Annotated in this window: 9 protein-coding genes; 6 read left to right on the top strand and 3 right to left on the bottom strand. The window is 42.5% G+C overall.

Annotation, left to right across the window (positions count from 1 at the left end):
* Window positions 1-49: 49 nt before the first annotated feature.
* Together ilvN and AY606_RS06715 are read right to left on the bottom strand one after the other, a co-directional pair.
* The gene (ilvN, locus tag AY606_RS06720; RefSeq protein WP_067866391.1) at window positions 50-541 is read right to left on the bottom strand and encodes an acetolactate synthase small subunit; all 492 of its coding nucleotides are present in this window, start codon (window positions 539-541) and stop codon (window positions 50-52) included.
* On the bottom strand, window positions 538-2,265 hold the full coding sequence (locus AY606_RS06715; protein WP_067866389.1) for an acetolactate synthase 3 large subunit: 1,728 nt from the start codon (window positions 2,263-2,265) through the stop codon (window positions 538-540). The genes ilvN and AY606_RS06715 overlap by 4 nt, the downstream gene beginning before the upstream one ends.
* Before the next feature lie 788 nt (window positions 2,266-3,053).
* Here AY606_RS06715 and AY606_RS06710 point away from each other — a divergent pair.
* The 4 genes from AY606_RS06710 (at window position 3,054) to holA (ending at window position 7,958) form a co-directional block, all read left to right on the top strand.
* A complete protein-coding gene (locus tag AY606_RS06710) occupies window positions 3,054-3,413 on the top strand; it encodes a DUF4124 domain-containing protein (RefSeq protein WP_067866387.1) in 360 nt (119 codons plus the stop codon).
* 147 nt (window positions 3,414-3,560) lie between these two features.
* A complete protein-coding gene (leuS, locus tag AY606_RS06705; protein ID WP_067866385.1) occupies window positions 3,561-6,197 on the top strand; it encodes a leucine--tRNA ligase in 2,637 nt (878 codons plus the stop codon).
* 212 nt (window positions 6,198-6,409) lie between these two features.
* On the top strand, window positions 6,410-6,943 hold the full coding sequence (locus AY606_RS06700) for an LPS-assembly lipoprotein LptE (RefSeq protein WP_067866383.1): 534 nt from the start codon (window positions 6,410-6,412) through the stop codon (window positions 6,941-6,943).
* Between the two features lie 16 nt (window positions 6,944-6,959).
* Window positions 6,960-7,958, top strand: a complete 999-nt coding sequence (holA, locus tag AY606_RS06695) for a DNA polymerase III subunit delta (RefSeq protein ID WP_067866381.1) — start codon at window positions 6,960-6,962, stop codon at window positions 7,956-7,958.
* On the opposite strand, the gene AY606_RS06690 is transcribed toward holA, so the two are convergent.
* Window positions 7,955-8,404, bottom strand: a complete 450-nt coding sequence (locus tag AY606_RS06690) for a bacteriohemerythrin (RefSeq protein WP_067866378.1) — start codon at window positions 8,402-8,404, stop codon at window positions 7,955-7,957. The two genes, holA and AY606_RS06690, sit on opposite strands and share 4 nt — an antisense overlap.
* Window positions 8,405-8,987: 583 nt before the next feature.
* Between AY606_RS06690 and AY606_RS06685 the strand changes: the two genes are divergently transcribed.
* Complete coding sequence (locus tag AY606_RS06685; RefSeq protein ID WP_067866377.1) at window positions 8,988-10,331, top strand: MacA family efflux pump subunit; 1,344 nt, start codon at window positions 8,988-8,990, stop codon at window positions 10,329-10,331.
* A gap of 2 nt (window positions 10,332-10,333) precedes the next feature.
* Window positions 10,334-12,313, top strand: a complete 1,980-nt coding sequence (locus AY606_RS06680) for a MacB family efflux pump subunit (protein WP_067866631.1) — start codon at window positions 10,334-10,336, stop codon at window positions 12,311-12,313.
* Window positions 12,314-12,321: the final 8 nt, after the last annotated feature.

Genomic DNA, 12,321 nt, shown 5'->3' with positions numbered 1-12,321 from the left:
GAAGCTCCTCTATAAGATGAGCAGAATGTGTGAATAAAATTAAAATCTGTTAAATGGTTAAAACTTTTTCGCCGCGCGCGATACCTGATACACCTGAACGCACCACTTCAAGAATGGTGTTTTCTGCCAGCGCATCAATAAAGCCATCTAGCTTTTCAGTGGTACCCGCGATTTGAACGGTATAGGTCGTTGGTGTTACATCAACCACTTGTGCGCGGAAAATGTCTGCAGTACGTTTGATTTCGGCACGTGCTGATCCAAGTGCCTTCACTTTAATCAACATCAGTTCGCGTTCAATATGCGCACCTTCCGACAAATCCACAACCTTTACAACTTCAACCAACTTGTTGAGCTGTTTGGTGATTTGTTCAATTTTATGGTCATCACCATAAGTCGTCAGGGTCAAACGCGACATGGTTGGATCTTCAGTCGGCGCAACATTCAAGGTCTCGATGTTATAACCACGTTGAGAAAACAAACCCACCAAGCGAGAAAGCGCACCAGCTTCATTTTCAACGAGTACAGAAATTATGTGTCTCATTTTGTGCGCTCTCCTTTTCCTAACCACATATCTTTCATAGATTGACCGGCAACCAACATTGGATACACATGCTCTGAACGGTCAACCATGACATTGATAAATACGCATTTATCATTAATGGCCATTGCTTCTGCAAGCTTAGAGTCAAGCTCATCTGCATGGTCAATTTGAATGCCGACGTGACCGTATGCTTCCATTAATTTGGCGAAATCTGGCAATGAATCTACATAAGAGCTTGAATGACGGCCTTCATAGTTCATATCCTGCCATTGTTTAACCATCCCTAGAGCACGGTTATTCAAGCAGAGGATTTTCACATTTAAGCCATATTGCTTACATGTAGAAAGTTCCTGGATACACATCTGAATAGAAGCTTCACCGGTAATACATACCACTTGCTGATCAGGGAATGCGAGTTTCGCCGCCATGGCATATGGCAAGCCGACACCCATTGTTCCCAAACCGCCTGAGTTGATCCATTGACGTGGACGTTTGTATGTATAGTAGTTGGCACCAAACATCTGATGCTGACCTACATCTGAAGTAATGATGGCTTCACTGTTGGTGATACGATCAAGGGCTTCAACCACCTGTTGTGGTTTCATCACCCCATCAACACCGGCTTCATAGCGCAAGCCATGTACTTTGCGCCATTCATTGATTTGAGACCACCACGCAGCAATCGCTTCAGGATTTGGCTTAGAAACATTCATTTGTTTCAATTGAACCAGCATCTCTTGCAGTACAGGTTCTACTGCGCCCACAATTGGAATATGCGCCATGATGGTTTTTGAAATCGTCGCTGGGTCGATATCAATATGAATGACTTTGGCATTTGGACAGAATTTTGCAGGATTATTGGTTACACGGTCATCGAATCGCGCACCGATACACAAAATCACGTCTGCATTGTGCATGGTCATGTTGGCTTCATAAGTACCATGCATACCCAACATACCAATGAACTGCTCATCATCCCCCGGGAAAGCACCTAGGCCCATAAGGGTATTGGTTACCGGGAAATTTAAAAGATGTGCAAGTTCTGTCAATAATTCAGATGCATTGCCTTGAACAACACCACCACCGCTATAGATGACTGGACGTTCAGCAGTAATCAATTCTTCAATGGCTTTACGAATTTGACCTGAGTGACCACGATGTGGCGGTTGATACGAACGCATCTTCACTTTTTCAGGATATTCGTAAGCAAATTTTTCTGCAGGATTGGTTACATCTTTAGGAATATCAACCACTACAGGACCTGGACGACCTGAAGAGGCAATATAAAATGCTTTTTTGATAATGCCAGGAATTTCACTGGCATGACGTACCTGGAAACTATGTTTCACGATTGGACGAGAAACGCCCACCATGTCTGTTTCTTGGAATGCATCTTCGCCAATTAAATGTGTTGCAACCTGACCAGACAAAATCACCATTGGGATTGAGTCCATATATGCCGTTGCAATAGGCGTTACTGTATTGGTTGCACCTGGGCCTGATGTGACAAGTACCACACCAGTTTTACCTGTTACACGTGAATAAGCATCTGCCATATGACCAGCAGCTTGCTCATGACGCACGAGGTAATGATTGATTTTGTCTTGTTGAAAGAGCGCATCGTAAATATGCAGTACTGCGCCGCCTGGGTATCCAAATAAATGTTCAACGCCTTCGTCCGCCAATGCGCGAACGAGCATTTCACCACCAGATAAAAGTTCCAACGTGATTCACCCTAATCTTTTCACTAACAAATGGAGGGCATTTGTAGTGGTTAATTCATTAACTGTCTGCACTGTTATAGCACACAAATTTCATAGTTTTCATAGCAATAGGAAAAAAATCTGACCTGACTGCTGTTTGAGCAATATGAGGTCTAAAACATGTTGGGATAAACATATTTTGTTGGCTTTGTTCAGCTTCTCGGCTAGAGAAGAAGTCCATTGCTAAAATGACGCTGATTCGAAGGGTGATCAAATCGACGCATATAAAACTACAGTCAGCATTTTTGTGGTTTCGACTATTAAAGTCAAGTTTAAAAATTGGCTTTTTCTTGATTATTTACAGACCGTCTGTTTTTTAAGCTTTAGGGTGAATTTCAATGTTCATTTCTTTGATGATGATTTTATGAGAAAAACCAATCACTTCATCTCCCTGTGCGTTTTACTAATAAAAAAATATTATAAATTATATAAATAAATTTAATGTATCATTATATTCTAAATTAATCTTTCTGAATAAAAATTAACCAATCACTCGATCAGTTAGTCTTTATTTTCATTTTGTCCGCATGGTAAATAAGATGATAAATAGATCAAATCTAGAAAAGTTTATATTTAACAAAAGTACCGCATAATTGGACTAATTACACCCTGAATTAAATCTTCAATACCATTGATCAGCTTATCTTTTTTTTCTGCAAATAAATGAAAATCATATAAAATAGAAAACATAGAATGTGACTATATTTCATACTTTACAACTGACTGATTACTATAGGGAATTGTTCATTATGTCATCATCTTTGATTAAAACTGGATTCATGGCTGCATGCGTTACCTTCAGTCTAAGTTCCACCACTGGCTTTGCTAAAGAATATTACAAATGGGTCGATGCAAAAGGTTCGACGCATTACACCAGCACTCCTCCTCCAAAATCGGCCAAGAAAAAAGGCAAAGTGGATACCTATGGTGCCACTCATTCCTCAACACCTCGCCAACCGGCCCCTGAAAAAATCAACAGCATAGAACAGCCGAATCAAAACACGACCATAGTGTCAGGTGAAAAAGTGATTGTTCTACCGGTGCCAACTGCAGCACCAGTTAACCAGGCCCAACCGGATAATAATACTTTATCACCTGAAGCACGATGACCGATTTGGCTGTATAAATTCAACTGCTGATCTTTATCCAAAAACTTCGATATTTTCTTATTTATCCATCACCGCAAAATTCACTTTTAGGTACATTTTGCGCTATGCTGTGCAACAAACTTTTAACCGTTGTTCTTAATTACGTTTATGACTACTCACATTGACCCTGAATATCAAGCCAGTGCGATTGAACCTTCTGTCCAACAAGACTGGGAAACTCGCAAAGCCTTTAAAGTTGCCGACACTGTAGAAGGTAAACATCGCTATATCTTATCGATGTTCCCTTACCCAAGTGGCAAGCTGCATATGGGTCATGTGCGTAACTACACCATTGGTGACGTGATCAGCCGTTTTCATCGCTTGAAAGGTGAAACTGTACTGCAACCAATGGGTTGGGATGCGTTCGGTTTACCTGCAGAAAATGCAGCCATTGCCCACCAGGTTGCTCCGGCAAAATGGACGTTTGAAAATATCGCATACATGCGCGATCAATTGAAAAAGCTTGGCCTTTCAGTGGATTGGGATCGTGAATTTGCAACCTGTACTCCAGAGTATTATCACTGGGAACAGTGGTTATTTGTACAGCTCTATAAGAAAGGTTTGATTTATCGCAAGCTTTCAACAGTGAACTGGGATCCGGTGGATCAAACCGTTTTGGCCAATGAACAGGTTGAAAATGGTCGCGGCTGGCGTTCTGGTGCATTGGTTGAAAAACGTGATATTCCAATGTATTACTTCCGCATTACCGACTATGCACAAGAATTACTAGACGATTTAGATTCACTCAAAGACGGCTGGCCGCAACAAGTGTTGACCATGCAGCGTAACTGGATCGGTCGTTCTCAAGGTATGGAAATCACTTTCCCTTCAGCAAAGCCAGAAATCTATGCCGATGATTTAACGGTTTATACCACACGGGGTGACACCTTGATGGGTGTAACTTATGTTGCGGTTGCGGCTGAACATCCACTGGCACTGAAAGCTGCTGCTCTCCAATCAGAAGCAGGCAACCCTGAATTGGCTGCATTCATTGAAGAATGCCGTATGGGTTCTGTTGCCGAAGCAGATCTTGCCACTGCCGAGAAAAAAGGCATGGCAACAGGTTTGTCTGTTAAGCATCCTGTAACAGGTGAAGCTGTTCCAGTGTGGATTGCTAACTATGTATTGATGTCATACGGTTCAGGTGCGGTGATGGCGGTTCCAGCACACGATGAACGGGACTTCGAATTTGCCAACAAATACAGTTTAACCATCAAGCAGGTGATTGATGCCAAAGGCGCAGACGATGCAGACTTTGACTCAAAACAATGGCAAGAATGGTACGGTTCGAAAGAAGGTAAACTGGTCAACTCGGGTGAGTTTGACGGTTTAGATTTCCAAAATGCTTTTGATGCCTTTATCGCAAAATTAGAACCACAAAGCCTTGCAAATACCAAAGTTCAGTTCCGTTTACGTGACTGGGGTGTATCGCGTCAGCGTTATTGGGGTTGTCCAATTCCAATGATCAACTGTGAAACTTGTGGTCAGGTTCCTGTACCTGAAGAACAGCTTCCAGTGATTCTTCCGACAGATGTGGTTCCTGACGGTTCAGGTAACCCACTAAACAAAATGCCTGAATTCTATCAAACCACTTGTCCTTGCTGTGGCGCGGATGCTCGTCGTGAAACCGATACCTTGGATACCTTTGTAGAGTCTTCTTGGTACTACGCACGTTATGCTTCTCCAGATTTTACGGGCGGTATGGTTAAACCTGAGGCTGCACAATCTTGGCTTCCTGTAAACCAGTATATCGGGGGTGTGGAACACGCAATTTTGCATTTACTGTACGCACGTTTCTTCCATAAATTAATGCGTGATGAAGGTGTGGTACAGGGCAACGAACCATTCACGAATCTTCTTACTCAAGGTATGGTTTTGGCTGATACTTTCTATCGTGAAGCAGAATCCGGTAAGAAAACCTGGTTTAATCCTGCGGACATTGAGTTAGAAAAAGACGAAAAAGGTCGTGTGCTTTCAGCGAAATATAAAGGCGACGGTCAGGAAGTTGTGGTCGGCGGTCAGGAAAAAATGTCGAAATCGAAAAATAACGGTATCGATCCGCAAGCCATTATTGATCAATACGGCGCAGATACTGCACGTGTCTTCATGATGTTTGCTGCACCGCCTGATCAATCATTAGAGTGGTCTGATGCAGGCGTTGAAGGCGCGCACCGTTTCTTGAAGCGTGTTTGGCGTTTGGCGACAGGTTTCCTTGAACAAGGCAATAGCACTACCACTATTGATAAAGCAAATTTATCAAAAGATGCACAAGATTTACGCCGTAAAACGCATGAAACCATTCAAAAAGTGGGTGATGACTTAGATCGTCGTCATGCATTTAATACCGCTATTGCAGCGATGATGGAATTGTTAAATGCCAACAACAAGTTTGAAGCGAAAGATGATAATGATGCTGCGGTAGCCCGTGAATCCATCACCACCCTGCTGACTTTATTAGCGCCATTTGCGCCTCATTTAAGTCAAACCTTATTGACTGAATTTGGTATTGAGCTCACCGAAGCTTTATTCCCTGTTGTGGATGAGTCTGCGCTGACTCGTAATACTCAAACCATCGTAGTTCAAGTAAACGGTAAACTTCGCGGCAAATTGGAAGTGTCTGTCGATGCATCTAAAGATGAGATCTTGGCGCAAGCCAAAGCATTACCAGAAATTCAACAGTTCTTGACCGGTCCAACCAAAAAAGAAATTGTGGTACCAAATAAATTGGTGAATTTGGTGGTTTAAATTCCTTAGGTTCCCGCTCTTCTCAGGAGAGACGTAGGAAGAGGTATTTATTTTAAAAACCCCTCATCCTAAGCCTCTCCCAGAGGGAGAAGGAGCTTTTCTTAAGGATTAAACAATTCCCAAACAAAGCCCGTTGCCAGCCAACGGGCTTTGACTTTACAATCAACTCAGAAATTCATTTACCCATCTTTGGGATAAACAGAGGAATAAGCATGCATTTAGTTCAACGTGTTGCAGCAGTTGTATTGACTTTGGGTCTAAGTGCCAGCTTAGTCGGTTGTGGTTTTCATCTTAAAGGAACTAATCCAATTACGGCCCCTGTTGCGTACTCAAAAATGAGTTTAGCGCTTCCAAATAACACAGAAGAATTACACGAAAAACTTGCCATTTATTTGGGTGCAGCCGGTATTCAACTCAGCAACAATCCAGATGCTTATGTGTTACATATACTCGATTACACGCCTCAACGTCATGAACTCAATGGTAAATTAATTGAAACATTACTGCGCTTAACCGTGACTTTCCGTATTGAAGATGCACAAGGCAATCCCGTGACTGAACCACGTACACTGACCGCTTCACGCAGCTATCAGTATGATGTCGCAACCGTAAACACCGATGATCAAGAACAGAAGTATCTTAATGAAGTGATTATTGATGATATTGCACAGCAAATTGTGCGTCAGATTTCATCCAATCGTTTACCGAAAGTCGTCACTAAACCGACTACCCCAGCACAACCTTAAAGACAGAAATTAAGCTATGAAACTTGACTATCCACAAGCACTAAAACGTGTTGATGAAGCTCGCGGTGCCTGGATTATGTATGGTCAAGAGCCATTGCTTGAGCAAAACTTACTGGATGCTTTTCGAAAAAGCTGGCATACCCAGGAAATTGAACGTCAACGCTATGACATTAACAATGTCAGCGACTGGAAAACGGTCTTTAATGCTTTAAATAGCTTATCGCTTTTTTCTAATCAGCTTGCCATTGAAGTGCATGGCAATATCAAGCCCGATGCCAATGCCATCAAGCAACTGAAAAGCTATATTCAGCACAATGAACAAAACCTGTTGCTTGTAGTCATGCCCAAACAGGACAGTAGCAGCTTAAAATCAAGTTTTTTCCAAGTGGTGGATGCCAACGGTGTGACTGTTCCTCTCACAGCCAATTATCCACAAGACCGGCAACGGATTTTAGGCATAGAGGCAGAAAAGCTCGGAATTAAACTCGCCAATGATGCATGGCAATGGCTTGAGCAACATCATGAGCACAACTTGCTCGCAGCCAAAAACAGTTTAATGCGCGTCAGTGACACTTTTGCCGATGTCGGCGTGATTCAGATTGAGCATTTGTATTCATGTTTACAAGACCAATCGCGCTATACCACTTATGATTTAACTGATGCGCTGTTGACCGGAAATCTGGCGCAGGCAATTAAAATTTTCCAATATTTAATTGCCTCGGGTGAGCCGATGAGCCTGATTTTGTGGAGCATCAGTAAAGAAATGCGCTTGCTGATGCAATTATTTGAACAGCCGCAAAATGCCTTGCAACTTGGGATTTGGAAAAACAAAGTCAGTCAATATCAACAGGCTTTAAGACGACTCAATCCAAATAACTTTCTGACTTGGCCTTCGCTGCTACTGCGTATTGATGCATCCATTAAAGGTCTGGGAAAAGAAAACCCCGAACATCTGGTCCTACAAGCGATTAGCAGCATGTGTGGTCAAATGTTATTTGAATCACCTACTGCTTAGCTGAAAAAACGCGAAAACCAGCTTTTACCTTTCTTCTGTTCTTGTGAACGCAAATAGTGCAGCATATTGTCACGCACAGCATCCACATAATCTTGATCATCATGTTGGATATGATTAATCAACCACTTTGACAGTAATCTATATAAATCATTTTCGATCGATTCTCCCCGATCAAATTTTTGACGATAATCATTCAGCCGTTTAACAAATAAGTCGTGTATGCCTCTATGAGAAGGCAAATACTGATAACTCACTTGTTCAAGCAAGTTTTCTTCGAAGCTAAAATGTGATTGGGTATAATCAATCAAATCATCCAAGACTTCTTTGATCTGATTACGATCCCCACTCACTCTAATCTTCTCTAGAGCATTAATGTAATCCAAGATTTGGCGATGTTGATTATCAATCACTTCGATTCCAATATTATAACTTTCATTCCATTTCATCAGTTATCTCTCACAAATTTTTCTATTAAAGTCATGATTTATTGTGCACAATCATTGTGCATAACGCTGTTATTATTAATCCCATAAAGAAAATATGGGATTTAATATTACAAACTTTTTTTATTTAAATCTATAGATAAAACAAAGATTTTTTAAAATAATCAGAATAACTTCCTCGCTAGGTATTCCGGAATAAAAGCAAAGCGAAAATATTAAACATAAAAAATTATTCAAATAAAAATCATGAAATAACTCCAGCATCATTCTACTCAAATCTAATGTGTTCTCGAGGCCTGAGATCCGTTGACAGAAATGCACTTTCACAGCAGTATTTCTGCGAAACTCAACAATCAAACAAAACTGTAATTTCAGAAATTTCATTAAATCCAAATTCAATAGAGTGCCAATCGCCTACAATTCATGCCGTAAAAGGCTGGTTTAAAATCAGTTCACAATTTCTTTAGTCACTTTTCAAGAGAGTTCAAAAAAAGAAAATAATTATCATTTCTTTATTAAAAAGTTCACGTTTTATCCTCATTTAGCTTTTATAATCTATTCAATTTACTGAATTTATACGCTCACTATGCCAAAAATAAAACCGTCCAAAATAATTGTCGCGGTGGTCTGCATTCTTGCTATCGCCCTTACCGCCTGGTATTTCTTAAAACCCAAGGAACAACAACCCCAATACATTACCAGCGAAGTCAGCCGCGGCGATATTGAAGACTCGGTACTTGCCACGGGTGTACTTGAAGCCACCAAAATGGTTAGCGTTGGTGCACAGGTTTCCGGTCAGGTTAAAAAAATGTATGTGCAATTGGGCGACCAAGTGAAACAAGGTCAACTGATTGCGCAAATTGATTCGATTCGTCAGGAAAATGATTTTAAAACAGCTGAAGCGAGTATTAAAAATCAACAGGCTCAACTCGCAGTCAAGCAAGCAAATTTGGCCAAAGTTCAAGCTGAATATCAACGCCAGCAAGCCATGTATGCTCAAGATGCGACTTCACGCGCTGAATTAGAATCAGCCTTGGCCAGTTATAAAACTGCACAAGCCGACATTTTGGCGATTAATGCGCAAATTGAACAATCTCGCTTAACACTGGCAACTGCTAAAGAAAATTTGGGCTATACCCAAATTGTTGCGCCTATGGATGGCACTATTGTGGCAATTGTGACCGAGGAAGGTCAAACGGTAAATGCCAACCAAAGTGCACCGACCATTGTTAAACTTGCAAAACTCGATACCATGACCATTAAGGCTGAAATTTCAGAAGCTGACGTGATGAAAGTTGAAGAAGGTCAAACCGTTTACTTCACCACTTTGGGTAATAGTGACAAAAAGCATTATGCAAAACTACGCCAAGTAGAACCTGCACCGAATTCAATTAATACTGAAACCAATAACAGCTCAACCTCATCTTCAAGTTCTGCAGTGTATTACAACGCCTTATTTGATGTACCCAATGAAGATGGCAAGTTGCGTATTGATATGACTGCGCAGGTTTATATCGTACTCAGTGAAGCAAAAAATACCTTAACTGTCCCGGCAGCAGCCTTGCAAAGCTCAAACCGTCCACAAGGCAAACGTACTGATCGCAGTGCAGACAGAACCAAAGCAGCAAAACCAACTGATACCGATCAAGCTAAAGCCGAACGTCCAAAACGCCTGGAACTTTCTGCCGAAGAAAAAGCACTGATTGAACAAGGTAAAGCCTCTATATCGATGGTTCGCGTGGTTCAGGCTGATGGTACGGCAAAACCGCAACCGGTATTGGTGGGTTTAAATAACCGTGTAACCGCTCAAGTGATTAAAGGCTTGAAACAAGGTGACAAAGTAGTGATTGCAGATGGTTCTGATACCTCGAATGATTCTGCAAAACGTAGTAACCGTGCTGGCGGTGGTGCCGGTCCAATGAGAATGTAATGATGAGTCAAGATCAACAACCTTTGCTCAAGGTCACAGATCTGACTCGTGAATTTCCTGCCGGGGAAAACACCATTCAGATTCTGAAGGGCATCAATTTAGAGATTTATCCGGGAGAACTCGTGGCCATTGTTGGGCAATCCGGTTCGGGTAAGTCAACCTTAATGAATATCCTCGGTTGTTTAGATCAGCCAACTGCGGGCAGCTATCAGGTTCAAGGACGCGAAACACGAAAATTAGTAGCAGATGAACTGGCGCAACTACGCCGTGAATATTTTGGTTTTATTTTTCAGCGCTACCATTTATTGGGTGATTTAACTGCCGCAGGTAACGTTGAAGTTCCGGCGATTTATGCAGGTGTGGATGCCTCAGCGCGTCAGCAACGTTCGACCCAACTGCTTTCAGATTTAGGTTTGGCTGAAAAAACCCAGAACCGTCCCAGCCAACTTTCCGGTGGTCAACAGCAGCGTGTGTCGATTGCCCGTGCCCTGATGAACGGGGGTGATGTGATTCTGGCCGATGAACCGACCGGTGCATTGGATAAAAACAGTGGTATTGAAGTGATGCGTATTTTACGTGAACTGAATGCCAAAGGTCATACCATCATTCTTGTTACCCATGATATGAACGTGGCTAAAAATGCCTCGCGCATTATTGAAATTAGTGACGGCAATATCATTTCGGATCGGGCCAATGTACCTGAAACGGATGGTGACATACTGGAAAAGCAGCAGCTTGACCGCACCCCACAAAAGAAAACGCCTTCTTGGCGTTCTGCAGCCGACCGACTGGGTGAAGCTTTCCGCATGGCTCTGCTGGCCATGAATGCCCATCGTATGCGTACCTTTCTGACCATGCTCGGGATCATTATCGGGATTGCATCGGTGGTATCGGTGGTCGCTTTAGGGAATGGTTCACAGAAACAAATTCTGGAAAATATCAGTAGTCTGGGTACCAATACCATTACGGTTTATCAGGGTCGTGGCTTTGGTGACAACTCCAAAACCGCACAAGTCAAAACACTGGTTCCTGCCGATGCTGAAGCTTTGGCTGAACAACCCTATGTCGATGGCGTCAGTCCGTCAGTCACTAGCAGTGTTACTGCGCGGTTTAAAGATACTGAAGCCTCAGCCACCGTCAATGGCGTGAGTGAAGACTTCTTCTATGTCAAAGGTATGACCTTCGAATCTGGGCAAGCGTTTGACAAAGAAGGTGTGACTGAACGTGCCCAAGATGTGGTGATTGATGACAATACCAAAAACACCTTCTTTAGCGATGGCACCAATCCGGTGGGTCAGGTCATTCTATTGGGTAGTGTGCCAAGTCGTATTATTGGTGTGATTGAAGCGCAAAAATCGATGATGGGTAACTCAGACAGCCTGAATGTTTACCTGCCCTACTCGACGGTCATGAGCCGTATGCTGGGACAATCCAATGTGCGTAATATCATCGTCCGGATTAAAGATGAATATCCGAGTGCTGCCGCTGAAAATGCCATTTTAAATTTATTGGTGCAACGCCACGGCGCACAAGATGTCTTTACCCAAAACTCAGACAGTATTCGTGAAACAATTCAACAAACCACGCAAACCATGACCCTGTTAGTATCTGCGATTGCAGTAATTTCACTGATTGTCGGAGGTATTGGGGTCATGAACATCATGCTGGTTTCGGTAACTGAACGAACTCAGGAAATTGGGGTACGCATGGCTGTCGGTGCACGTCAAAGTGACATCTTGCAGCAGTTCCTGATTGAAGCGGTATTGGTGTGTATTTTAGGCGGTGTCTTGGGGGTACTTCTGTCTTTGGGCATTGGACAGCTGATTGGTCATTTTGCCGGCAGTACTTTCCAGATGGCTTATTCAACCACCTCAATTATTGCCGCCTTTGTCTGTTCCAGCATGATTGGGATTATCTTTGGCTTTATCCCTGCCCGTAATGCAGCACAGCTCAATCCTGTTGATGCACTTTCTCGCGAATAAGGATACCT

The sequence above is a fragment of the Acinetobacter sp. SFB genome (assembly GCF_001647545.1).
Taxonomy (GTDB): Bacteria; Pseudomonadota; Gammaproteobacteria; order Pseudomonadales; family Moraxellaceae; genus Acinetobacter.
Note: the sequence above shows the minus strand (reverse complement) of the source record. Positions and strands in the feature narration are given on the sequence as shown.